At 70.0% G+C, this 23,640-nt stretch carries 18 protein-coding genes; 8 read left to right on the top strand and 10 right to left on the bottom strand.

Going from position 1 to position 23,640, the window contains the following annotated elements; translation table 11 throughout:
• Positions 1-7 precede the first annotated feature (7 nt).
• The 3 genes from ACFZDJ_RS20255 to ACFZDJ_RS20245 are packed head-to-tail and all read left to right on the top strand — an operon-like array spanning position 8 to position 4,643.
• Positions 8-403 carry a DUF742 domain-containing protein gene (locus ACFZDJ_RS20255; protein ID WP_054237191.1) on the top strand — a complete coding sequence of 132 codons (396 nt, stop codon included), beginning with the start codon at positions 8-10 and terminating at the stop codon, positions 401-403.
• Positions 404-427: 24 nt separating this feature from the next.
• The gene (locus ACFZDJ_RS20250) at positions 428-4,057 is read left to right on the top strand and encodes a hydantoinase B/oxoprolinase family protein (RefSeq protein WP_391060619.1); all 3,630 of its coding nucleotides are present in this window, start codon (positions 428-430) and stop codon (positions 4,055-4,057) included.
• Entirely contained in the window at positions 4,038-4,643 is a 606-nt protein-coding gene (locus ACFZDJ_RS20245) for an ATP/GTP-binding protein (RefSeq protein WP_384918085.1), read from the top strand. The genes ACFZDJ_RS20250 and ACFZDJ_RS20245 overlap by 20 nt, the downstream gene beginning before the upstream one ends.
• A 118-nt stretch (positions 4,644-4,761) precedes the next feature.
• Here the strand turns inward: ACFZDJ_RS20245 and glpK are convergent, their stop codons facing one another.
• The 5 genes from glpK to ACFZDJ_RS20220 all read right to left on the bottom strand — a co-directional run bounded on the left by glpK (position 4,762) and on the right by ACFZDJ_RS20220 (position 10,945).
• The gene (gene glpK / locus ACFZDJ_RS20240) at positions 4,762-6,282 is read right to left on the bottom strand and encodes a glycerol kinase GlpK (RefSeq protein WP_391060617.1); all 1,521 of its coding nucleotides are present in this window, start codon (positions 6,280-6,282) and stop codon (positions 4,762-4,764) included.
• Between the two features lie 55 nt (positions 6,283-6,337).
• Positions 6,338-7,078 carry an MIP family channel protein gene (locus ACFZDJ_RS20235; protein ID WP_390936536.1) on the bottom strand — a complete coding sequence of 247 codons (741 nt, stop codon included), beginning with the start codon at positions 7,076-7,078 and terminating at the stop codon, positions 6,338-6,340.
• 424 nt (positions 7,079-7,502) lie between these two features.
• The gene (locus ACFZDJ_RS20230) at positions 7,503-9,128 is read right to left on the bottom strand and encodes an EAL domain-containing protein (RefSeq protein WP_390936533.1); all 1,626 of its coding nucleotides are present in this window, start codon (positions 9,126-9,128) and stop codon (positions 7,503-7,505) included.
• 172 nt (positions 9,129-9,300) lie between these two features.
• Complete coding sequence (locus ACFZDJ_RS20225; RefSeq protein WP_391060615.1) at positions 9,301-10,491, bottom strand: lipid-transfer protein; 1,191 nt, start codon at positions 10,489-10,491, stop codon at positions 9,301-9,303.
• 28 nt (positions 10,492-10,519) lie between these two features.
• Positions 10,520-10,945 carry a zinc ribbon domain-containing protein gene (locus tag ACFZDJ_RS20220; RefSeq protein ID WP_391060967.1) on the bottom strand — a complete coding sequence of 142 codons (426 nt, stop codon included), beginning with the start codon at positions 10,943-10,945 and terminating at the stop codon, positions 10,520-10,522.
• A 289-nt stretch (positions 10,946-11,234) separates the two neighbouring features.
• On the opposite strand from ACFZDJ_RS20220, the gene ACFZDJ_RS20215 reads away from it, so the two are divergent.
• Together ACFZDJ_RS20215 and ACFZDJ_RS20210 are read left to right on the top strand one after the other, a co-directional pair.
• On the top strand, positions 11,235-12,044 hold the full coding sequence (locus ACFZDJ_RS20215; RefSeq protein WP_391060613.1) for a M15 family metallopeptidase: 810 nt from the start codon (positions 11,235-11,237) through the stop codon (positions 12,042-12,044).
• Between the two features lie 127 nt (positions 12,045-12,171).
• Complete coding sequence (locus ACFZDJ_RS20210; protein ID WP_390936527.1) at positions 12,172-12,708, top strand: NUDIX domain-containing protein; 537 nt, start codon at positions 12,172-12,174, stop codon at positions 12,706-12,708.
• Positions 12,709-12,751: 43 nt separating this feature from the next.
• Here ACFZDJ_RS20210 and ACFZDJ_RS20205 read toward each other — a convergent pair whose 3' ends face one another.
• Positions 12,752-15,118 carry a TIM-barrel domain-containing protein gene (locus ACFZDJ_RS20205; RefSeq protein WP_390936525.1) on the bottom strand — a complete coding sequence of 789 codons (2,367 nt, stop codon included), beginning with the start codon at positions 15,116-15,118 and terminating at the stop codon, positions 12,752-12,754.
• 204 nt (positions 15,119-15,322) lie between these two features.
• On the opposite strand from ACFZDJ_RS20205, the gene ACFZDJ_RS20200 reads away from it, so the two are divergent.
• A complete protein-coding gene (locus ACFZDJ_RS20200; protein WP_391060611.1) occupies positions 15,323-17,290 on the top strand; it encodes an acetoacetate--CoA ligase in 1,968 nt (655 codons plus the stop codon).
• Here the strand turns inward: ACFZDJ_RS20200 and ACFZDJ_RS20195 are convergent, their stop codons facing one another.
• A complete protein-coding gene (locus ACFZDJ_RS20195) occupies positions 17,291-18,610 on the bottom strand; it encodes an aminotransferase class I/II-fold pyridoxal phosphate-dependent enzyme (protein ID WP_390936521.1) in 1,320 nt (439 codons plus the stop codon).
• A gap of 111 nt (positions 18,611-18,721) precedes the next feature.
• Between ACFZDJ_RS20195 and ACFZDJ_RS20190 the strand changes: the two genes are divergently transcribed.
• Complete coding sequence (locus tag ACFZDJ_RS20190; RefSeq protein WP_391060609.1) at positions 18,722-19,930, top strand: MFS transporter; 1,209 nt, start codon at positions 18,722-18,724, stop codon at positions 19,928-19,930.
• 22 nt (positions 19,931-19,952) lie between these two features.
• Positions 19,953-20,846 (top strand): hypothetical protein, encoded by an 894-nt coding sequence (locus ACFZDJ_RS20185; RefSeq protein ID WP_390936519.1) that lies wholly within the window; start codon positions 19,953-19,955, stop codon positions 20,844-20,846.
• Positions 20,847-20,914: 68 nt separating this feature from the next.
• On the opposite strand, the gene ptsP is transcribed toward ACFZDJ_RS20185, so the two are convergent.
• The 3 genes from ptsP to ACFZDJ_RS20170 form a co-directional block, all read right to left on the bottom strand.
• Positions 20,915-22,585 carry a phosphoenolpyruvate--protein phosphotransferase gene (ptsP, locus tag ACFZDJ_RS20180; protein WP_384918119.1) on the bottom strand — a complete coding sequence of 557 codons (1,671 nt, stop codon included), beginning with the start codon at positions 22,583-22,585 and terminating at the stop codon, positions 20,915-20,917.
• An 83-nt stretch (positions 22,586-22,668) separates the two neighbouring features.
• Positions 22,669-23,118 (bottom strand): PTS glucose transporter subunit IIA, encoded by a 450-nt coding sequence (locus tag ACFZDJ_RS20175; protein WP_101406367.1) that lies wholly within the window; start codon positions 23,116-23,118, stop codon positions 22,669-22,671.
• Between the two features lie 242 nt (positions 23,119-23,360).
• On the bottom strand, positions 23,361-23,640 hold a 280-nt coding region (locus ACFZDJ_RS20170), incomplete at its 5' end, for a hypothetical protein (RefSeq protein ID WP_391060606.1).

Here is a 23,640-nt window from a genome sequence, read left to right as displayed (position 1 = left end):
GGATGGCATGAGCGGAGACGGTCAGGGAAAACGCCACTGGTTCGACGACGACGCCGGACCGGTGGTCCGTCCTTATGCCATGACACGCGGGCGCACCACCAGTCCGGCCCAGCATCGCCTCGACCTGATCGCGGTGGTCGTCACGGAGCCCCACGCGGACGACCCCGAGGCCGACCATTCGCTGTCCCCGGAACACGTGGACATCGTCGAGCTCTGCCGTGACACCCCCCAGTCGGTCGCCGAGCTCGCCGCCGAGCTCGACCTGCCCATCGGAGTGGTCCGGGTCCTCATCGGGGACCTCGTGACCGAGGAAATGGTCCACGTGACACGTCCCGTACCCCCTGCCGAGCTGCCGGACGAGAGTATTCTGCGCGACGTGATCAGCGGCCTCCGGGCGCTCTGAGCTGGGCGGAAGCGGGGAACAGACGTGACAGGCTGGCAGTTCTGGGTCGACCGAGGCGGCACCTTCACCGACATCGTCGCGCGGCGCCCGGACGGCCGCCTGCTCACGCACAAACTGCTGTCCGAGAACCGGGCGAGGTACGCCGACGCGGCGGTGGCGGGTGTCCGTGAACTCCTCGGCAGCGGCCAGGACGCCCACGGCGCGCGGATCGACGCCGTCCGCATGGGAACCACCGTCGCCACCAACGCCCTCCTGGAACGCAAGGGAGAGCGCACCCTCCTCGTCATCACCCGAGGCTTCCGCGACGCCCTGCGCATCGCCTACCAGAACCGCCCCCACATCTTCGCCCGCGCGATCGAACTGCCCGAGCTGCTGTACGAACGCGTGGTCGAGGTCGACGAGCGGATCGCCGCCGACGGCACGGTCCTGCGCGCCCCCGACCTGGACGCCCTCGCCGGGCCCCTCCAGGAGGCGTACGACTCCGGGATCCGGGCCGTCGCCGTCGTCTGCATGCACAGTCACCTCCACCCCGCTCATGAAGAGGCCGTCGGCGAGCTGGCGGCACACACCGGCTTCCCGCAGATCTCGCTCTCCAGCGAGGTCAGCCCGCTGATGAAGCTCGTCCCGCGCGGTGACACAGCCGTCGTCGACGCCTACCTGTCGCCCGTGCTGCGCCGCTACGTCCAGCATGTCGCCGATGAGCTCCAGGGCGTGCGACTGATGTTCATGCAGTCCAACGGGGGCCTCGCCGAAGCGGGTCAGTTCCGCGGCAAGGACGCCATCCTGTCCGGCCCGGCGGGCGGCATCGTCGGCATGGCCCGGATGTCGCAGCTCGCCGGTTTCGACCGTGTCATCGGCTTCGACATGGGCGGCACCTCCACGGACGTCTCCCACTTCGCGGGCGAGTACGAGCGGGTCTTCACCACTCGGATCGCCGGGGTCCGGCTGCGGGCGCCGATGCTGGACATCCACACTGTCGCCGCGGGTGGCGGCTCGGTGCTCCACTTCGACGGCTCCCGCTACCGGGTGGGCCCCGACTCGGCCGGCGCCGACCCCGGCCCCGCCTGCTACCGCGGTGGCGGCCCACTCACCGTCACGGACGCCAACGTCGCACTCGGCCGCATCCAACCCACCCACTTCCCCGAACTGTTCGGCCCCGACGGCGACCAGCCCCTCGACGACACACTCGTCCGCGACCGGTTCGCCGCTCTCGCGCGCGAGATCCGTGAGAAGACCGGCGACGACCGCACCCCGGAGCAGGTGGCGGAGGGTTACCTGCAGATCGCCGTGGCCAACATCGCCAACGCGGTCAAGCGGATCTCGGTCCAGAAGGGCCACGACGTCACCCGGTACGCGCTCACCACCTTCGGCGGCGCGGGCGGCCAGCACGCGTGCATGGTCGCCGACTCGCTCGGCATCCGCACCGTCCTCGTCCCGCCCATGGCCGGCGTCCTGTCCGCCCTCGGCATCGGACTCGCCGACACGACGGCCATGCGCGAGCAGTCCGTGGAGGCACCCCTTGAGGTCTCCGCGATGCCCGGCATCCTCAAGACCGCCGACGACCTGGAGGGCGCCACCCGCGCCGAACTCCTCGCCGAGGACGTGCCCGAGGACCGCATCCGCGTCACCCGCCGCGCCCAACTCCGCTACGACGGAACGGACACGGCGCTCACCGTCGAGCTCACCGAGCCCGACACCATGACCCACGCCTTCGAAGAACGCCATCGCGCCACCTACTCCTTCACCCTCGATCGGCCGGTCGTCGTGGAAGCCCTCTCCGTAGAAGCCACCGGACTCACCGACCCCCCCGATCTCTCGGCCCTCGCCACCCCTTCGTCCGCCCGAGGCGCGACGGAGACGGTCAGCCTCCACACGGGCGGCGCCTGGCGCGACGTACCCCTGCATCGCCGCGAGGAACTGCCCCCCGGTGAAACGGTCACCGGCCCCGCGATCATCACCGAGGCCAGCGCGACCACCGTCGTCGACGACGGCTGGCGGGCCGCGACGACCGACGACGGGCATCTGGTCATGGAACGCGTGGCGGTTACGCAGAGTTCCGATCTCGGCACAGACGCGGACCCGGTTCTCCTCGAGGTCTTCAACAACCTCTTCATGTCCATCGCCGAACAGATGGGTGCCCGTCTGGAGTCCACGGCCCAGTCGGTCAACATCAAAGAACGCCTGGACTTCTCCTGCGCGCTCTTCGACCCCGACGGCAGTCTTGTCGCCAACGCCCCTCACATCCCTGTCCACTTGGGCTCGATGGGCACGAGCGTGCAGGAGGTCATCCGGCGACGCGGAGACAGCATGCGCCCGGGTGACACGTACGCGGTCAACGACCCGTACCACGGAGGCACCCACCTCCCCGACGTCACCGTGATCACCCCGGTCTTCGACACGGAGGGTGAGCACATCCTGTTCTACGTCGCCTCACGCGGACACCACGCCGAGATCGGCGGCATCGCCCCGGGCTCCATGCCCGCGAACAGCCGCACCATCGAGGAAGAGGGCATCCTCTTCGACAACTGGCTGCTCGCCGAGAACGGCCGCTTCCGCGAGGCCGAGACCCTTCGCCTGCTCACCGAGGCGCCCTACCCCTCACGCAATCCGAAGACCAACCTCGCCGACCTGCGTGCCCAGATCGCCGCCAACCAGAAGGGCGTCGACGAAGTCGCCCGTATGATCGGCAACTTCGGCATCGATGTCGTCCAGGCCTACATGCGGCACGTGCAGGACAACGCGGAGGAAGCCGTACGCCGCGTCATCGACGCCCTGGAAGACGGTGAGTTCGCCTACGAGACCGACTCCGGGGCGGTCATCCGCGTCCGGGTCCGCGTAGACCGCGAAAACCGCTCCGCCACTGTCGACTTCACGGGTACGTCCCCGCAGCTCGACACCAACTTCAACGCACCCTTCGCGGTGGTCAACGCCGCCGTCCTGTACGTCTTCCGCACCCTGGTCGCCGACGACATCCCGCTCAACGACGGCTGCCTGCGCCCGCTCGACATCGTCGTGCCGCGTGGCTCGATGCTCGCTCCCGAGGCCCCCGCCGCCGTGGTCGCGGGCAATGTGGAGACCTCTCAGGCGATCACCGGCGCACTGTACGGAGCCCTGCGCGTGCAGGCCGAGGGGTCCGGAACGATGAACAACGTCACCTTCGGCAACGAGCGCTACCAGTACTACGAGACCGTGGCCTCCGGATCCGGCGCGGGCGACGGCTTCCCCGGCGCCTCCGTCGTACAGACCCACATGACCAACTCGCGGCTCACCGACCCCGAGATCCTGGAGTGGCGACTGCCGGTCCAGCTCGACGAGTTCGCGGTCCGGCCGGGCAGCGGCGGAGCCGGGCGCTGGAGCGGCGGGGACGGTGCCGTGCGCCGCATCCGGTTCCATCAGCCCATGACCGTCTCCACACTGTCCCAGCACCGCAGGGTCCCGCCCTACGGCATGGCCGGCGGCGAGCCCGGAGCGCTCGGCGCCAACCGGGTGGAGCGCGCGGACGGCACGGTCACGGAACTTGGCGCAAGTGATACGGCCGACGTCGGCCCCGGCGACGTACTTGTCATCGAAACCCCCGGCGGCGGGGGCTACGGCCCACCGTCCCACGACCCCCATCAAGCAGGAGAAGAGATCGATGATCTTCGGGCGTTCTGAGCGCGGCAAGCCCCCGGTCGAGCCCGTCACGCTCAAGATCCTGGTGGCCGGTGGCTTCGGGGTGGGCAAGACGACCCTGGTCGGCGCGGTCAGCGAGATCAAACCGCTGCGCACCGAGGAGGTGCTCACCGAGGCGGGCCGCCCGGTCGACGACACCAGCGGCGTGGAGGGCAAGCACACCACCACCGTCGCCATGGACTTCGGCCGCATCACGCTCCGCGAGGACCTGGTGCTCTACCTCTTCGGGACGCCCGGGCAGGACCGCTTCTGGTTCCTGTGGGACGAGCTCGCCTCCGGCTCCCTGGGCGCCGTCGTACTCGCCGACACACGCCGCCTGGAGGACTGTTTCGCCGCCGTCGACTACTTCGAGCGGCGCTCCATACCGTTCGTGATGGGCGTCAACTGCTTCGAGGGATCGGCCCGGTACCCGGTCGACGAGGTCCGCCAGGCACTCGACCTCGACGACCACGTTCCGGTCGTGCTGTGTGACGCCAGAGACCGGGAGTCGGCCAAGGAGGTCCTCATCGAGGTCGTCCAGCACGCGATGGCCTACGGAGCCGACCGACGCGAACCGGTCACCACCTGACCCGCGCATACGGTCCGAACCGCGCATACGGCCCGTACCCCCGCCGACCGGGGTACGGGCCGCCGTCCCGCACGCGCGTGTGGCTCACGCGAGACGCACGCGCGTGTGGACCCCTGTCTCAGCTGACGTCGTCCTCGTGCCAGCCGAAGCTCTTCTCCACCGCCTTGCGCCAGTTGTGGTACTCACGGTCGCGCACCGAGGCCTCCATGGACGGTGTCCACTCGACGTCCTTCTGCCAGTGCGACTTCAGCTCGTCGAGGTCGTTCCACACACCGGTCGCGAGCCCTGCCGCGTAGGCTGCCCCCAGACATGTCGTCTCGGACACCCGGGGACGGATCACCGGCACGCCAAGGACATCCGCCTGGTGCTGCATCAGCAGATTGTTCTTGGTCATGCCGCCGTCCACCTTCAGGGTCGTGATCTGCACGCCGGAGTCCTGGAACATGGCGTCGACGACCTCCCGGGTCTGCCAGCTCGTCGCCTCCAGAACCGCGCGGGCGAGGTGTGCCTTGGTGACGTACCGGGTGAGGCCGGTGACGACACCGCGCGCGTCGGAGCGCCAGTAGGGCGCGAACAGGCCCGAGAACGCGGGCACGATGTACGCGCCGCCGTTGTCGTCGACGCTCGCGGCCAGCGTCTCGATCTCGTCGGCGTTGCGGATGATGCCGAGCTGGTCGCGGAACCACTGCACCAGGGCGCCGGTGATCGCGATCGACCCTTCGAGGCAGTAGACGGGCGCCTCGCCGCCGATCTTGTAGCCCATGGTCGTCAGCAGCCCGTTCTTCGAGGGGACGGGCCGGTTGCCGGTGTTGAGCAGCAGGAAGCTGCCGGTGCCGTACGTGTTCTTGGCGGTGCCCACGTCGTAGCAGGCCTGTCCGAAGACCGCTGCCTGCTGGTCGCCGAGCGCCGAGGCGACGGGGACGCCCGCCAGCTGGCCCACGGCGGTGCCGTACACCTCGGCCGACGACCTGATCTCGGGCAGCACGGCCTCGGAGATGTTCATCGCCGCGAGGATCGACGGGTCCCACTGGAGGGTCTCCAGGTTCATCAGCATGGTGCGCCCGGCGTTGGTGACGTCGGTGACGTGCCGACCGCCGTCCGTGCCGCCGGTCAGGTTCCAGATCAGCCAGGAGTCGATGGTGCCGAAGGCGATCTCACCGCGCTCGGCACGCGCGCGCAGCCCGGGCACGTTGTCGAGCAGCCAGGCCGCCTTGGGGCCGGAGAAGTAGCTGGCCAGCGGCAGGCCGGTCTGTTCGCGGAAGCGGTCCTGGCCGTCCGTGCCGCCCAGCTGGTTGCAGAGCGCCGAGGTCCGGGTGTCCTGCCAGACGATCGCGTTGTGCACGGGCTTGCCGGTGGCCCGGTCCCACAGGACCGTGGTCTCGCGCTGGTTGGTGATGCCGAGCGCGCTCAGCTGGTCGGCGCGCAGACCCGCCTTGGCGATCGCTCCCGCGACGACCGCCTGCACCTTGGACCAGATCTCGGTGGCGTCGTGTTCCACCCAGCCCGGCTTGGGGAAGATCTGGCGGTGCTCGCGCTGGTCGACGGCGACGATCGCGCCGCCCCGGTCGAAGATGATGCAGCGGCTGGAGGTGGTGCCCTGGTCGATTGCGGCGACGTACTTCTCGGCGTTCTCCGTCATGACGTCCCCTTACGTCTTCTTCGTCAGAAGGCTGCGTGAGAAGGCTGCGTTCTCGTCAGAAGGCTGCGTTGTAGATCGCGGCCCCGATGGCGGCACCGGCGATCGGGCCGACCACCGGGATCCAGGAGTAACTCCACTCCGAGGTGCCCTTGTTGGGAATCGGCAGCAATGCGTGGGCGAGGCGCGGTCCCAGGTCACGGGCCGGGTTGATGGCGTACCCGGTGGGGCCGCCCAGCGAGAGTCCGATACCGACCACGAGGAACGCGATGAGCTGGACGGGCAGTCCCGCGTCGCCGATCCCCGCCACGTGTTTGTGGCCGCCGACCATGGCCAGAATGGGCAGCATCAGGCCGACGGTGGCGATGGTCTCGGTGATGAGGTTCTGCACGGGATGGTTGATTTCTGGCCGGGTCGAGAAGATGCCCAGCGTCTCGATGGCCTTGTCCTCGTCGGCATTCAGGTTGAACTGGCCGAGGTAGAGCAGCCAGCAGAGCACGGCGCCGACGATGGCGCCCGCGAACTGGCCCAGAATGTAGAAGGGCACGTCCTCCCACTTCGTCGAGCCCTCGATGGCGAAACCGATGGTCACGGCCGGGTTGATCTGACCGCCGGACAGCGGCGCCGCGGTGTAGGCACCGGCGAGCACGCCGAAACCCCATCCGAACGCGATGACGACCCAGCCGGCGCCCTGCGCCTTGGACTTGTTGAGGGTGACCGCGGCGCAGACCCCCGCGCCGAACAGAATCAGAATCGCAGTGCCGATCAACTCGCCGACAAAAATGTCGCCGTTGCTCATGGCGGCTCCTAGGCCTCGCCCGGAGCGGTCCGCTCCGGGCCACCGTGCGGGGTGCGTTTCCCATGGCTACTTCAGCCGAAGGCAGGGAGGTCCCGCGCCCCGCCCGGCGTCCGTGACGAGCGTGCCGTCGCAGCGGAATCGCCCGTGGGGGCCGGCCTTGGGAACAGGTCGGGAACCCGAGCGGTGCGGTGCCTGAAGACGCCCGAATGCGGCGATGCCGACTGACATCCGGAAGTGTTCACCGGAGCACAGAGGGCGTCAAGGTCGCCGACGGCAACGGTTGAGGGCCGCGAACGAGCCGGGATCGGGGCGCGGTACGGGCCTGCTCGGGACACGGATCCCGGGCCGACCGTCCCTTCGCCCTCACCCGTCACAGGGGTCCCGGGCGGCACGGCCGTTGCTCAGAAGCCTCCTGGTCCGTCGCTCAACCGGCCTGTGCCCGCTCCGCCCCCGAACCACGCAGCACCTCATGTCCCGGCAGTCCCGCCCGCCCCAGTACCCAACTCGCCCCGCTCAGAGCCTTGGCGGCCTGCTTGAGTGGTGCCAGGCAGGCCGCCGCCTGTCGGTGGTCGGTCACGCTGCCCGGCGCGCACAGGACCGTGGCCAGCGACAAGGTGACGGGACGTCCGCCCGCCGACCAGGGTGCGTCAAGTACCGCGCCGGCCAGCGGGCCGAGAGTCTCCGGATCGGCGAGCACCAGGAAGTCGTCGCCGCCGATGTGCCCCACGCGGGTCGTCCCGGAAGCCGCGTGCTGCAGCGTCCGCCCGACCGCCCGGATCAGCTCGTCGCCCGCCGCGAAACCCGCTCCGTCGTTGACCTGCTTGAAGTGGTCGACATCGAGCCAACTGAGCACGAACGTCCGGCCGTCGGCGATCCGCCGGTCCACCTCGCCGGTGATCGCGTCCGAACCGGGCAGCCTGGTCAGCGGGTTGAGCCCGGCCGCCTCCTCGACCCGGCTCTCGGAGAGCGCTCGTACGAGATCGGCCAGGCGTACGACCCCCACGCACCGCCCGTAGTGATCGACGACCGCGACATCGTCCGACGTACGGTCCCGCTCGCCGTCCGCCACCACGTCGAGGACCTCCCACGCGGTCGCGTCGACGCCGACCGTACGCGGCGGATCACCCAGCTTGGCGGCCGGCCGGTCGGCGTACAGGGCATGCCCGTACGGCCCCGACATCGACAGCAGAAACCGTGACCGGTGCACTGAACGGACCGGGATCCCGGAGGGGTCCACGAGCAGCACACCGGACACGTCGGGCGATCCGGTGAGCAGCGCCCGCACCTGCCCCGCGGACGCCGTCGCGGGCAGCAGCGCGGCGGGCCGCACGAACTGCCGCACCGACGGACCCGACCGGGGGGCCGCCGCGACGCCTGGGGAGAGGGCCGGAACGTATACGTCCGCGACGGGCAGCCGAGCGGGCGGCGCGAACAGATCGCCCTGTGCCAACTGCGCCCCCGCCGACACCGCGGCCGCGCACTGCAGCTCCGTCTCGACGCCCTCCACGGACAGCAGCGCGCCCAGCTGCTCGCACAGCGTCCGCATCGCCCGGACCGCCGCAGGCCGCGTCAGCAGGGACACATCGAGCTTCACCAGCTCGGGCGCGAGGTCCGTGAGCAGCCGCAAGGGAACGTCGCCGTCGCCCACCCCGTCCGCACAGATCCGGAAGCCTTCGCTTCGCACGATGGACACCGCCTCCAGCAGGGCGTGGTGCGGCACGTGGGTGTACGGCGGACCGATGTCGATCGTCACCTCCCACGGCAGCCGACCGGCCTCGCGCACGGCGTCGCGCAGCGCCGCGAGCCGCCCGAGATCGGCCAGTGTCCCGGCGAAGACATTCACGTGCAGCGGCAGCATCGTCTCCCTGCGGGCCGCTGCGCGGATCGCCAACGCCGCCAGCCGACCGTCGAGTTCGGGGTCGCGGCGGGCCTGTGCCAGGATGTCACCGGATTCGGGACGAGCGAGTATCTCCAGCGCCGCAACCCCTCCGGTCGTCAGGTTGACGACCGGCTGGAAGGCGAAGCGGACAGTATCCGTCCAGGAGGGCACGGGAGCATACTGGCCCCGCCCGCGCACGCCCGGGCGCGATTCACGAGCTGTTCACGCAGCATTCCGAGGTCGTCACACCGAGTACTGACGGCCGCGCGGGCGAGCGTCCGTGGACGGCGATCGTCGCAGCGCACGCCGCCCCTGAACGCGGCGCATTCGACCGTCCGCCGACTCAGCGGACGGCGATGACCGACGACCCGTGTCCGAATAACCCCTGGTTCGCGGTGATCCCCACACGCGCGCTCGCGACCTGCCGGTCGCCCGCGTCTCCGCGCAGCTGCCATGTCAGCTCGCAGACCTGGGCTATGGCCTGCGCCGGAACGGCCTCTCCGAAGGAGGCCAGTCCGCCGCTGACGTTCACCGGTATGCGCCCGCCCAGCGACGTGGCACCCTCCCGCAGCAGCTTCGCGGCCTCGCCCTCCCCGCACAGCCCCAGGTCCTCGTACCACTGCAATTCCAGGGCCGTGGACAGGTCGTACACCTCGGCGAGCGAGAGGTCCTCGGGATCGATGCCCGCCTCCTCGTACGCCGCCCGCGCGATCGAGGCCCGGAAGGTGCCGGCCGCGGGTTCCACCGTGACGGCGGAGTCCGTGGCGATGTCCGGGAGATCCAGCACGGTGTTGGGGTAGCGCGGTGTCACCGTCGACACCGCGCGGATCCGTACGGGGTCCGCCGCCCCGTGCCGTCGCGCGAAGTCCATGCTCGACAGCACGAGGGCGGCGCCCCCGTCGGACGTCGCGCAGATGTCGAGCAGCCGCAACGGGTCGGCGACGACGGCGGAGCCCGCCACCTCCTCGGCCGTGACCCTCTTGCGGTACCGCGCGTTCGGATTCAGCGCCCCGAGGGCGGCGTTCTTCACCTTGACCTGCGCGAAGTCCTCCAGGGTGTCCCCGTGCACGGCCATCCGCCGCCGCGCATACAGCCCGAAGTACGTCGGATTCGTCGCTCCGAGGACCCGGAACCGCAGCCAGTCGGGATCGTCCGGCCTGTCCCCGCCCGCCGGACGGAAGAATCCCTTGGGCGCCGCGTCGGCGCCGACCACGAGGACCACGTCCGCGAGGCCCGAAAGGATCTGTGCCCGCGCCGTGTTGAGAGCCTGCGCACCAGACGCGCACGCGGCGTACACACTCGTGACCCGCGCTCCCTGCCAGCCCAGCGCCTTGGCGAACGTCGCTCCCGCCACGTACCCCGGATAGCCGGCGCGCACGGTGTCCGCGCCCACGACCGAGCCGACGTCCCGCCAGTCGATTCCCGCGTCGGCCAGCGCAGCGCGCGCCGCCACGACCCCGTACTCGACGAATCCGCGCCCCCACTTGCCCCACGGGTGCATACCCGCGCCGAGCACCGCCACCTCACCGCTCATCCCGTCACCCCCGTACGCCACACGCTCTTCATGCCGTCACCCCCGTCGGCCGCCAGTGCCACGTCGTCCAGGTCGTCTCCTCGTCCTCGTTCAGCACACCGGGGACGACCTCCACCTCCATGCCCACCGCCAGGTCGGAGACGGTGATCCCGGGAACCGTCTGGCCGAGTACGACGATCCGCTCGGATTCCAGCTCCACAGCGATCAACGCATAGGGTTCCCACGAGAGTTCCGGATCGGTCACATACGGTGACGGAGGCCGGTACCGGCTGTCGGTGTACGACCAGACGCGACCGCGCCGGGACAGCGGTACCTCGGTCAGCTCACCGCCCTGGCACCCCGGATTCCGGCAGAAGACGTCCTCGCGGGGAAAGAAGATCGAGGCGCACGCGGAGCAGCGCGTGCCGAGGAGACGGAAGTCGTCCCCGTCCCCGGCGAACCATCCGGTGACCACGGGTGTACGTGTACGCGACAAGACCCCTCCACGACACTGGATCTGACGGAACGTCAGAAGTGTGCCACGGGCATCGGGAAATGGGCAGCGCGACGGAGAGAACCGTGGACGCCTCCTGGGCGTCGAAGTACCGGGAGGTGCGGCCGGGGCCTACGGGGGTGGTTCCGGCCGCACCTCCCGGTACGGCTCCAGGGCCCGTTGGGCAAGCCGGTGGTTCCCTCACTCGATGGTGCCCGACCGCACGCGATCCCTTCCCTGGCGGATCCCGCGCCTGATAGATGCAGGCGACATGACACGACTCTCCACCGCCGTACGCGGTCTGGTGACCACGCTCGCCGCCTTACTGGCCGTGACCGCCGCCTCCGCCACCGCCCGGGCGACACCCGAGCCGAAGGCTCCCGAGGACTTCGTGGCCCTGGGATCCGTGGACCCGACGATCATCCAGGAGATGCGTTACTTCACGCCGCACAACTTCGTGGGCGAGCGCATCGACGGTTACCGGCAGCGGTTCTGCATCCTGACCCGGCCCGCCGCCGAAGCCCTCCACAAGGCCCAGGTCACACTCCTGCACGAGGGCTACACCCTCAAGGTGTACGACTGCTACCGGCCGCAACGCGCCGTCGATCACTTCGTGCGCTGGGCCGAGGACCTCGACGACCAGGCGATGAAGCCCGAGTTCTATCCGCAGGTCGACAAGACCCGTCTGTTCGAGGACGGTTACATCGCCGAGAAGTCCGGACACAGCCGCGGCTCGACGATGGACCTCACGATCGTGCGGCTGCCGGCGAAGCCGACCCGCCCGTACGTCCCCGGAGAACCCCTCGTGCCCTGCTACGCGCCCCAGGACGAGCGCTTCCCGGACAACTCCGTGGACATGGGTACCGGCTTCGACTGCTTCGACACCCTCGCCCACACGCTGGACCCGCGCATCCAGGGCCTGCGGCGAGCCAACCGGCTGCTCCTGAAGAGCACCCTCGAAGACCTCGGGTTCGTCAACCTCGCCGAGGAGTGGTGGCACTACACGTACAAGCCCGAGCCCTACCCCGACACGTACTTCGACTTCCCCGTGTCCAAGAAGTCGCTCACTTCGTCCCCCTGAGCCGGGCCGGTCCGCCCCGTGACGGCGGGGCGGACCGCATCGCGAGACGCACTTCCACAGGCATCCGGGCCCGCACCTGATGAGGCACCCGAAGACGAGCGAGAAGTGATCGGCTACAGTCCGCGGCGTGTCCGCAACCCCGCACCCACCCGCCGACTTCGCGCCCGACTCTCACTGTTCGAGCTGCGGAGCACCCTACGGAGAAGGCAACTCCGGCTGGCCCCGCACCTGCGCCGTCTGTGGCGGCGTGGCCTACCGCAATCCGCTGCCGGTCGCGGTGGCCCTGCAACCCGTGTACGACGACAGGGGCGCAGCCCTGATCGTCATCACCCGGACCATCGCCCCCGCGCGCGGGGGAATCGCGCTGCCCGGAGGGTTCATCGACCACCGGGAGGACTGGCGGCACGCCGTCGCCCGGGAACTCAAGGAGGAGACGGGAATCGACGTGGCGAGCCGCGAGGTGCGGCTCGCCGACGCGATGAGCTCTCCCGCCGGTCACCTGCTGCTCTTCGGGCTCCTGCCCGAGCGCCCGGCCGCCGAACTGCCACCGTCCGCCGCCACGGACGAGACCGAGGGCTGGCACCTGCTGCGCCGGCCCGCCGAGCTCGCCTTCCCGCTGCACACCTTGGCGGCGCGCGCATGGTTCGAGGGACGCTACGTCTGAGGGTGGTACGTCCGAGGGGGTCCCCCGGGGTTCTCGGAGGCCGTCATCGCGCACCGAGGCCCCGCACCCGGACCGGATACTCCGGCTTGCCCGGTCCGCCCTCTCCGTCCCGCCGCACGACCACCTGCTGCCCCTCCCAACGCGTCACATAGCGTTCGAGCTCGGGCTCGTCCCAGCCATCGCCGCGGTCCGGCACGGCGAGCCCGCCCCCGACCCGCCCGCGCGCCGGAGCCCACGCCTCCAGCTCCAGGCCGCCGTCGCCGCCCCGGACGGGCACGACGGCACCCGCGCGCGCCAGCACCGGAATCCGCGACAAGGGGGCATCGAGCAACACCTGGGCCGGCCCCTCGTACGCCTTCTCGGTGACCGTGTCGTACCAGCGCCCTCGGGGCAGCTGCACCGCACGACGGTCGGCCCCGTGGTCCAGCACCGGTGCCACAAGGAGGCAGTCGCCCAGCATGAAGGCGTCCTCGCAGTCCCTGAGCGCCCGGTCCTCCGGAGCCGCCCACCACAGGGGCCGCACATAGGGTGCGCCGGTGCGGCGCGCCAGCAGCGCCAGCGTCATGAAGTACGGGAGCAGCCGCCGCCGCTCGACGAGCGCCACGCGCGCGTGCTCCAGTACGTCGTCACCGAACTCCCAGGGCTCCCGGCGACCCGCCCGCAGACTCGCGTGCGTACGGAACAGCGGCAGATACGCGCCGAGCTGGAACCACCGCAGGTACAGCTCGGGAGAAGGGCTGCCGTCGAAACCGCCCACGTCGGGACCCGAGTACGGAACCCCGCACAGCCCGAGCCCCATCACCAGTGACAACGAGGCCCGCAGCCCGGGCCAGCCTGTGGCCACGTCTCCGGACCAGGTCCCTCCGTAGCGCTGCATTCCGGCCCATCCGGAGCGCGAGAAGAGGAACGGCCGCTCCTGGGGATCCAGCTCGCGCAGGCCCTCGTACGCGGCTCGGGCCATGCCCAGGGCGTACACGTTGTGCGCCTCACGATGGTCGCCGCCGCGTCCCTCCAGGGAGTGCCGAGCCGACCTCGGCAGCGTCGACTCCCCGAACGCCGTGAACGACGTGGGCTCGTTCATGTCGTGCCAGAATCCCGCGAACCCCTGCGCCAGCCGCTCCTGGTAGAGGCCGCCCCACCACTCCCGCACACGCGCGTGCGTGAAGTCCGGATAGACCGACTCCCCGGGCCATACGACGCCCCGCACGAGCCGGCCCGAGACATCCCGTACGAAGGCGTCCTCGGCGAGACCACTGTCGTACACCGCGTTGCCCGGCTCGGCCTTGACCGCCGGGTCGACGATCGACACCAGCCGGATGCCGTCGCGGCGCAGTTCCTCGGCGAGCACCGGCAGCTTCGCGAAGCGCTCCCGGTCCACCGTGAACACCTGGTGGGCGTCGTAGTGATCGATGTCCAGGTGGACCGCGTCGAGGGGCAGACCGCGCTCCTGATAGCCCGCGACGATCCGCCGCACCTCCTGCTCGCTGCCGAAGCCCCAGCGGGCGTGATGGTGCCCCAGAGCCCATGCGGGCGGCAGCGCGGGCGCCCCGGTGAGCGAGGCCCAGGCATGCAGCACGCGCGCGGGGGTGCCCACCATCATCCAGCAGCGCAGCGGGCCGCCGTCCATCCGCAGCTCGCACGTTCCCGCCCGGTCGTGCCCCGACCCCGCGCCTTCCTCTCCCTCGCGCAGGTTCACCGTGCCGTCCCAGGAGGTGTCGTGGAACACGAGATGCGTGCCCGCGTCGGAGACCACCATCTGCACGGGCATCGTGATGTACAGCGGATCGTCGCCCGGCGCGAAGGCGTGCCCGGGATCCGTGTTCCACAGCCGGTACGTCCCGTCGCGCAGCCTGGGACCGGCCGCGCGCCCGCCCAGGCCGAAGAACCGAGCGTCGGCGGCCACTTCCGAGCGCTGCATCCAGCGCGCGCCGCCCCCGTCGACCGGCTCCCACCAACGGGGCGGCAGATCGCGGCGCAGGATCACACCACCAGGGGTTCGCACCTCGACGGCGCCGTGCCGCGAGACGACGACCGTCACCCGTTCGGCCACCACCCGCCAGCCGCCGTCCTTGTCGGGCTCCAGGACCGCCCGCGGGTCCGGCTCCGGGCAACGGCCCGCGAGCGCGTAGGACGGCTCCGGACCGGCACCGTCCCAGCCCCAGAACACCGCCCCGCTCACCGCGACCATGATCCGCAGCTCGGACCGCGTGAACCGGACGACCCCACCCCCGGGCGTCGGCTCCACCCCCTCCACCGGGCCGGGCACCCGCGCGCGCTCGGCCCCCCGCTGCGGCAACCCAGCGGCGTCGGCACGCCTCCTTCGCCATGCGGCCCGCACGGTACGCAAGCCCTGGGCCGCCCCCGTCGAACCGACCGTCTTCACCGAACGCACCAGGTCACGACCGTCCATGCTGCTCACCCTGCCATTGCCTGCGCCAAATGAGTGAGTCGTTCAACTGCCGTTCACCCGCAGTGGGGGCACATCTTCACGTGGACGACCATCTGTGGCACACCCTGGTGCGGAAGTCGATCACATGGCATCGTCCGTGTCAGCCGCGTGACGCGCACACCCCAGCTCGTACGCGACCGACGCACACAGTCCGGGAGCCGATTCATGTCCACCGCGAACCCCTCAGCGCTCTGGCAGCCCGACCCAGGGCGCATCACTCAGGCGCAGGTCACGAAGTTCCAGGCCTGGGCGGCCGAGCACCACGGAGCCCCGTCCGAGGGCGGCTACCCGGCACTGCACAGCTGGTCGGTACGGGAACTGGACACGTTCTGGAAGGCCGTCACCGAGTGGTTCGACGTACGGTTTTCGACCCCCTACGCGCGCGTGCTCGGCGACCGCTCGATGCCCGGTGCCGAATGGTTCCCCGGGGCGACCCTGAACTACGCCGAGCATGCCCTGCGCGCGGCCGAGACCCGCACGGACGAACCAGCGCTCCTGTACGTCGACGAGACCCACGAGGCGACCCCGGTGAGCTGGTCCGAGCTGCGCCGTCAGGTCGGCTCCCTGGCCGCCGAGCTGCGCGCCCTCGGGGTACGCCCGGGAGACCGCGTCAGCGGCTATCTCCCGAACATTCCGCAGGCCGTGGCCGCCCTGCTCGCGACGGCTGCCGTAGGGGCCGTGTGGACGTCCTGTGCCCCCGATTTCGGCGCGCGCAGCGTCCTCGACCGCTTCCAGCAGGTCGAACCCGTCGTGCTCTTCACGGTCGACGGCTACCGCTACGGCGGCAAGGAGCACGACCGCCGGGACGTGGTCGCCGAACTGCGCCGCGAACTGCCGACCCTGCGCGCCGTCGTCCACATCCCGCTGCTCGGCACCGAAGCCCCCGAAGGCGCCCTGGACTGGTCCGAGCTGACCTCGGCGGACGTGGCGCCCGTCTTCGAACAGGTCCCTTTCGAGCACCCTTTGTGGGTGCTGTACTCCTCCGGCACGACCGGCCTCCCCAAGGCCATCGTCCAGTCCCAGGGCGGCATCCTCGTCGAGCACCTCAAGCAACTGGGCCTGCACTGCGACCTCGGCCCCGAGGACCGCTTCTTCTGGTACACGTCCACCGGCTGGATGATGTGGAACTTCCTCGTCTCCGGCCTCCTCACGGGCACCACGATCGTCCTCTACGACGGCAGCCCCGGATACCCGGACACGGGCGCCCAGTGGCGGATCGCCGAACGCACGGGAGCGACCCTCTTCGGCACGTCCGCCGCGTATGTGATGGCGTGCCGAAAGGCGGGCGTCCACCCCTCCCAGGACTTCGACCTCACGCGCGTGCAGTGCGTCGCGACGACCGGCTCGCCCCTGCCGCCCGACGGTTTCCGCTGGCTGCACGACGAGGTCCGCGACGATCTGTGGATCGCCTCCGTCAGCGGTGGCACGGACGTGTGCTCCTGCTTCGCGGGAGCGGTGCCGACGCTGCCGGTGTACATCGGGGAACTCCAGGCCCCCGGCCTCGGCACCGACCTCCAGTCCTGGGACCCCGGCGGCAAGCCCCTCACCGACGAAGTCGGTGAGCTGGTGGTCACCAACCCGATGCCGTCCATGCCCATCCGCTTCTGGAACGATCCTGACGGTAGCCGCTACCACGACAGCTACTTCGACACGTATCCCGGTGTGTGGCGCCACGGTGACTGGATCACCCTCACCTCGCGCGGTTCCGTCGTCATCCACGGCCGCTCGGACTCGACGCTCAACCGCCAGGGCGTGCGCATGGGGTCGGCCGACATCTACGAAGCCGTAGAACGCCTCCCTGAGATCAAGGAGTCGCTCGTCATCGGTGTCGAACAGCCCGACGGCGGCTACTGGATGCCCCTCTTCGTCCACCTCGCCCCCGGAGCCGCGCTCGACGAGGCCCTCCTGAACCGCATCAAGCAGACCATCCGCGAACAGCTCTCCCCGCGTCACGTCCCCGACGAGATCATCGAGGTGCCCGGCGTCCCGCACACCCTCACGGGTAAACGCATCGAGGTTCCGGTCAAGCGCCTCCTCCAGGGAGCCCCTTTGGAGAAAGCGGTCAACATCGGCTCCGTGGACAACGTCGAGTTGCTGCACTTCTACGAAGAGCTGGCCCGCGAACGCGGTTGATCAACCTCCGTAGGTGGCCTCGGACTCGCCGAGCACGACAGCGAAGTCCGAGGCCAGGCGCATCGCGTCGGAGGGTTCGAGTTCCGCGACCGAGATCCGTACACCGGGCGCGGAAGCGATCCTGAACCGCGCACCCGCCGCGACCCACCACCCGTAGGACCGCAGTCCATTGACGACGGCCGACTCGTCCCGGACCGGTACCCAGACATTCATTCCGCTCACGGAATGGGACGGGATCCCGCGTTCCGCGAGTTCGTGTCGGAGTGCGTTCCGCCGCAGCGCGTACGTGTCCTGTGCGCGGGCGACCAACGCGCGCGTGTCATCGTCCGTCATCAGCCCGTACACCGTCTCCTGGAGCAGGTGGCTGACCCAGCCGGAGGTGAGCAGCATCCGCCCGTCGTGCCGGGCCAGTGTGATCGGATCGCAGGCCGCAGCCGCCCACCGCAGGTCCGTCCCCAGGAACTTGCTCACGGTCCGCACATGCACCCAGCGCGCAAGGCCGCCCGCGGCCAGAGCATGAAGAGGCGCGTCGGCGACGGCCGACGCATGGTCGTTCTCCACCACGAGCACATCGGGCTCTTCCTGGAGCACGGCGACCAGAGCGTCCCGGCGCTCCGCCGAGAAGCGACCGCCGTACGGATTCTGCGCCCGTGGACTGCACACCACCGCTCGCGCGCCGGCCCGTAGCGCTTCTCGCAAGGCTTCGGGTCGCATCCCCTGGTCGTCCACGGCGACCGGGACCGTACGCAGCCCCAGAGCCGTGACCAGGTCCAGCAGATGGTGATAACCGGGGTCTTCCATGGCGACGGCGTCACCGGGACGCAACTCCACCGACAGCAGCCGCCCGATCAGATCGAGCGCGCCGTGCGCGAAGGTCACGTGTTCCGTCGGCACCCCGTCCGGTCGCAGCCAGTCGCGCACGGCGTCCTCCAACCGCGCCAGACGCGGCATGCTGCGGTGCGACCGCGCGCCGGGGGAGAGCCGCGAGGGCGGCACCAGGTGCGGAAGCAGCCGAGGGTCGGGATGGCCACCCGCCAGGTCCCGCAGCCCGTCCGGTACCTTCGGTGGTCGCCGTGACGCCACCGCGGGAGCCGGGGCGACCACGGTCCCGCCCCGCCCGTGCGTCACGACGATCCCACGCCGCCGCAGTTCCTTGTACGCCGTAGCGACCGTCCCCGGGCTCACCCCGAGCTCGTCGGCAAGCCTGCGTACCGGAGGCAGCGCCGTTCCCGGCCCCAACGCGCCTTCGGCCACGCCGCGTTCGACGGACGAGGCAATTCCCTTGGCCGTCGCGCCACTGATCCCATATTGTGTTGCCACGTTACCAAGTATGTATCAATACATAAATGGAAGCAAGGGGGAACGGTGGGTCCGATCAGCCGCACAGCCGCATGGTCGACACGCATTCCAGGAGGCCCCGACGGCCGAAGAATGCTCTGGATCGCCCTCGTCGACCGGACCGGCAGCGGCCTGTGGGCAGCCGTCTCGGTCCTGTACTTCACCTACGTCACCGGCCTGTCCGTGGCACAGGTCGGCACCCTCGCCGCGGTCTCGGGGGCGATCGGCATCGCCGGCGCACCGCTCGGCGGCCGCATCGCCGACCGCCTGCCCCTCACCCGCGTCCTGATCTCCCTGCAGATCCTGCGAGCCCTGGCCTCCCTCGCACTGCTCACCACCGACAACTACGCCCTGCTGCTGGCCTTCTCGGCCGCCGGCAGCTTCGGCGACCGGGCCGCCAACGTCCTCACCAAGCTGTACGCCACCCGCGTCTCCGGACCCGACCGCGTCCGCTACCAGGCCGTCACCAGAACCGTCGCCAATGCCGGATGGGCCCTGGGCGGCCTCACCGCAGCGGCCGCTCTCACCATCGGCACCACCACCGCCTACCAGTGGCTCCTGACAGGAGACGCGCTGTCCTTCGTCGCCGCCGCCCTCCTCACCGTGCGCTGCGCCGAACCGCCGTCCCCCGCACGCACGATCGCCACGTCCAAGGACCCGGCCCCCACCACCAGGCCGGCCAACCCCTGGCGCGACCGCGGCTATCTCGCGTACGTAGCCACCGAGACCGTCCTCTGCCTCGACGACGCCGTGTTCAAGGTCGGCCTGCCGCTCTGGATCGCCCACTCCGACCAAGCCCCCCACGGCCTCGCGCCGTTGCTCATGGTCCTCAACAACCTGATGGTCGTGGCCCTTCAGGTCCCGCTGGCCCGCTTCGGCGCCACGACGGCTGCCGCGCGCTCCCTGTTGCTCCCCCTGTCCGCCGCCTTCGCTCTCGGTGGCGTCGCCATGGCGCTCTCGGCCACGGGCGGAGCCTTCACCACCACGCTCTTCCTCACGACCTCAGCCGTCGCCTTCACCGTGGCGGAGATGCTGCACGCCACCGTCTCCTGGGAACTCTCCGTCGCCCTCGCGCCCGGGACGGCCCAGGGCGCCTACCTCGGCGTCCATGGACTGGCGCAGTCCTGCCAACGCAGCATTGGACCACTCACCGTCACCGCGGCCATTGCGACCGGCCCCCTCGGCTGGACGTTCTTCGGCACGACCATCGCCGTGACCTGCGTGTTTCAGCACCGACTGGTGCGCGACCAGCTCTCCCGCACCACGTTGTCAGTGCCGCCAGTTACTGTGAGTGAGCATTGATCGACTGCGCACAGGGGGAAACATGGCGCACACCGAGCACCAGACCATGCGACGCGTCCTGCGCCGCGAAATCGCCGGCACCATCGGTCTGCTGACCGACGAGCACGACTTCACGGTGATGCGGCGCTACCGCACCTTCACGTTCAACGACCACACGACCTACCTCCAGCAGGTGGAATCCCTGCTCAGGACCCTGGCAGCCCAAGGCAGCCACACCACGGTCGCGCTCTTCGACCCCGAGGAGTACGCGGAGTTCTGCGCCCACAACGGCCTGGAACCCGACACCGCCGCCAGCCGCACACGTTTCACCGCCGAACTCGCCGCCACCGGCCCCACCGTTCCGTACGAGGGACAGCCCCTCGCCGAACTCGTCCCCGACCTCGTCGACGAAGCCGTTCGCAAAGCGACCTGGGAGTACGCGACCACACTCCTGGCCCGCATCGGCAACTGCGCTTCCTGCGGAGAGGACATCGGACGGGCGTCCTTCGCCCGCGCCTCCCACCTGATCACCCGCGTCCTCGAGACCGCGAGCCCCGGCGAGCGCCATCTCGTGTGCAGCGTCTCCGCGGCACCCGAAACACTCGTCGCGGTGCTGCGGGCCGACGACGACGCCGAGGGCACCACTCGCCTCGACGAGGCGGAAGCCCTCGAATTCACCACCGTCCTGGCCCTGGGCCTTGCCACCGGCAGCGCCGGAGGACTCGTCATGCGCACCACCGCCCCGGACACGAGCGACCGCGTCTACGGATGGCGGCTGCGCGGGGAAGGCCTGGAACCCCTCACCGCAGGCGAGGTATTCGACGCCTACTGCACCGATGTCGTATCCGGAGACCTGGTCTCCCCGGAGTCAGGCGTCGACTACTGCGTACCACCCGACCTCGGAAGCGGAGACGAGGCGACACGCCATACGCACTGAACGCGAAGGGGCGCCCAACCCGAAGGTGGAGCGCCCCTGAGCAACCGCCGCTCGACGAATGGTCCCGGCTACTCGCCGGACAGCACCGCCTGGGCCGCCGTGCGAGCCTCGTCGGCCGTGTCCGTGGCACGTGCCGCCGCGGCGGCACGCTCGCACTGCGCCAGCGTGTACTTGGCCAGCGTCGCCCGGACATAAGGAATCGACGCTGCACCCATCGACAGGGAGGTGACCCCCAGACCGGTCAGCACACACGCGAGCAGCGGATCGGACGCGGCCTCACCGCAGACACCACAGCTCTTGCCCTCGGCCTTCGCCGCCTCGGCGGACACGGCGACCAGGTCGAGCAGCGCGGGCTGCCACGGGTCCTGCAGTCGGGACACCGCACCCACCTGCCGGTCGGCGGCGAAGGTGTACTGCGCGAGGTCGTTGGTCCCCAGTGACAGGAACTCGACCTCCTGGAGAATCGAGCGAGCCCGCAGCGCGGCCGACGGAATCTCCACCATCGCGCCGAACTTCGCCTTCAGCCCGGCGGCACGGCACGCGTCCGCGAACGCCTTGGCGTCGATGCGGTCGGCGACCATCGGCGCCATGACCTCGAGGTAGACCGGCAGCCCCTCCGCGGCCTTCGCGAGCGCCGTCAGCTGCGTACGCAGGACATCGGGATGGTCGAGCAGGGTGCGCAGACCCCGTACACCCAGTGCTGGGTTCGGCTCGTCGGCCGGAGTAAGGAACTCCAGGGGTTTGTCCGCGCCCGCGTCCAGCACGCGCACCACGACACGCCCCTCGGGGAACGCCTCCAGCACCTGCCGGTACGCCTCGACCTGCTTCTCCTCGGACGGCGCCTGCTTGCTGTCGTCCAGGAAGAGGAACTCGGTACGGAACAGACCGACACCCTCGGCCCCGGCCTCGACGGCGGCCGGCACATCGGCGGGACCGCCGACATTGGCCAGCAGCGGCACCTTGTGTCCGTCCGAGGTGGCACCCGGTCCGGTCGAGGCCGACAGCGACGCCTTCCGCTCGGCCGCCGCGGCCTCCAGCTGCGCCCGCTTCTCGGCGCTCGGCTCCACGAAGATCTCGCCGGTGCTGCCGTCCACGGCGATCACCGTGCCTTCGGCGAGCTCTCCGGCGCCGGGGAGCGCGACAACGGCGGGCACTCCGAGCGCCCGAGCCAGGATCGCGCTGTGGCTGGTCGGCCCGCCCTCCTCGGTGACGAAGCCGAGGACGAGGGTGGGGTCGAGCAGCGCCGTGTCCGCGGGCGCAAGGTCACGAGCAATAAGGACGTACGGCTCGTCGCTGTCCGGGACGCCCGGCATGGGCACCCCGAGCAGTCGGGCGACGATACGATTCCGCACATCGTCGAGGTCGGCCACACGACCGGCGAGATACTCACCGGCACCCGCCAGCAGCGCGCGATACGAGGCGAACGCGTCATAGACGGCACGCTCGGCCGTGCTACCGACCGCGATACGCCGATCCACGTCCGCCATCAGCTCGGGGTCCTGGGCCATCATGGCCTGCGCCTCGAGCACCGCCTGGGCCTCGCCCCCCGCCAGATTGCCGCGCGCCATCAGATCGGCCGCCACAGCCTCGACGGCCTGGCGGGCGCGCCCCTGTTCGCGCTCCGCGTCCTGCGCCGGGATCTGCTTGGCAGGCGGCTCAAGCACCGCCGTTCCCATGTGCCGAACCTCGCCGATCGCCACACCGTGGCTCACGCCGACGCCTCGCAGCGTTGTCTCCATCTCACCCGTCTCCGGTAGTGCGGCGCGTCCCGCCGCCGCGGTGGTTTTCGAGCCTGCCGTCTGTGACAGCAGCGCTGTTGATGTCACTGCCAGCTGAAAAGGGCGTCGCCGGCCTTCACATCGCCGTCCTCGCGGAGATCGGAGAGGGAGTCGGCCGTCGCCTCGAGCGCCACGATCGGGCAGATCGGGGACTTGCCGGCCACCTCGACGGCAGCCGGGTTCCAGCGCACGACGGCCTGACCGCGCGTCACGGTGTCACCCTTGTTGACGAGGAGTTCGAAGCCCTCGCCATTGAGCTGAACTGTGTCGATGCCCAGGTGCGTGAGTACGCCGTGGCCCTCAGCGTCGACGACGACAAAGGCATGCGGGTGAAGCGAGACGATCACTCCGTCAACGGGGGAGACAGCCTCCCCGGGCTCACGCACGGGGTCGATCGCCGTGCCGGGGCCTACCATCGCTCCGGAGAAGACGGGATCCGGTACCGCGGCGAGTCCGATGGTGCGTCCTGCAAGCGGGGACGTCACGATGGTCATGGGAAGCCTCCCAGGGGTGGAGATTCATATGGGCCGTCACTGCCTGTACCGGACGGCGCACTGTTGAGCAGGGTATGTCATACGAACTACCGGTTCCGCATGAGAGGTCCCGGTTGGCGGCCCTAGAACACCACGCAAACGATTTGCGCGCGCTCCAAACCCCCATGTAGAGTCGTACTCCTGCTTGAGGCTGAGCGACGCGACCAAGCGACGTTGCCTGGCAGCACCCAACTTGTCAGATCCTATCTCGGGGTCTGGTTCTGCATGTCCGCAGAACCGTGGTCAGAGAGACGGAAAAACGCTGATAGTGTTTGGACCGCCGGAAAGGGAAACGCGAGAGCGGGAACCTGGAAAGCACCGAGGAAATCGGATCGGGAAACGGTCTGATAGAGTCGGAAACGCAAGAACAAAGCAAGACAGCAGGACCGAAGGGAAGCGCCCGGAGGAAAGCCCGAGAGGGTGAGTACAAAGGAAGCGTCCGTTCCTTGAGAACTCAACAGCGTGCCAAAAATCAACGCCAGA

It is taken from the genome of Streptomyces sp. NPDC007896 (assembly GCF_042959425.1).
GTDB lineage: Bacteria > Actinomycetota > Actinomycetes > Streptomycetales > Streptomycetaceae > Streptomyces.
The sequence above is the reverse complement of the archived record's forward strand: the minus strand, read 5'-3'. Positions and strand labels throughout refer to the sequence as shown.

Coding starts and splice junctions, on each gene's coding strand:
- ACFZDJ_RS20255 (WP_054237191.1), top strand. CDS start 8: ATGAGCGGAGACGGTCAGGGAAAACGCCACTGGTTCGACGACGACGCC.
- ACFZDJ_RS20245 (WP_384918085.1), top strand. CDS start 4,038: ATGATCTTCGGGCGTTCTGAGCGCGGCAAGCCCCCGGTCGAGCCCGTC.
- glpK (WP_391060617.1), bottom strand. CDS start 6,282: ATGACGGAGAACGCCGAGAAGTACGTCGCCGCAATCGACCAGGGCACC.
- ACFZDJ_RS20235 (WP_390936536.1), bottom strand. CDS start 7,078: ATGAGCAACGGCGACATTTTTGTCGGCGAGTTGATCGGCACTGCGATT.
- ACFZDJ_RS20225 (WP_391060615.1), bottom strand. CDS start 10,491: ATGAGCGGTGAGGTGGCGGTGCTCGGCGCGGGTATGCACCCGTGGGGC.
- ACFZDJ_RS20215 (WP_391060613.1), top strand. CDS start 11,235: ATGACACGACTCTCCACCGCCGTACGCGGTCTGGTGACCACGCTCGCC.
- ACFZDJ_RS20205 (WP_390936525.1), bottom strand. CDS start 15,118: ATGGACGGTCGTGACCTGGTGCGTTCGGTGAAGACGGTCGGTTCGACG.
- ACFZDJ_RS20200 (WP_391060611.1), top strand. CDS start 15,323: ATGTCCACCGCGAACCCCTCAGCGCTCTGGCAGCCCGACCCAGGGCGC.
- ACFZDJ_RS20190 (WP_391060609.1), top strand. CDS start 18,722: ATGCTCTGGATCGCCCTCGTCGACCGGACCGGCAGCGGCCTGTGGGCA.
- ACFZDJ_RS20185 (WP_390936519.1), top strand. CDS start 19,953: ATGGCGCACACCGAGCACCAGACCATGCGACGCGTCCTGCGCCGCGAA.
- ptsP (WP_384918119.1), bottom strand. CDS start 22,585: ATGGAGACAACGCTGCGAGGCGTCGGCGTGAGCCACGGTGTGGCGATC.
- ACFZDJ_RS20175 (WP_101406367.1), bottom strand. CDS start 23,118: ATGACCATCGTGACGTCCCCGCTTGCAGGACGCACCATCGGACTCGCC.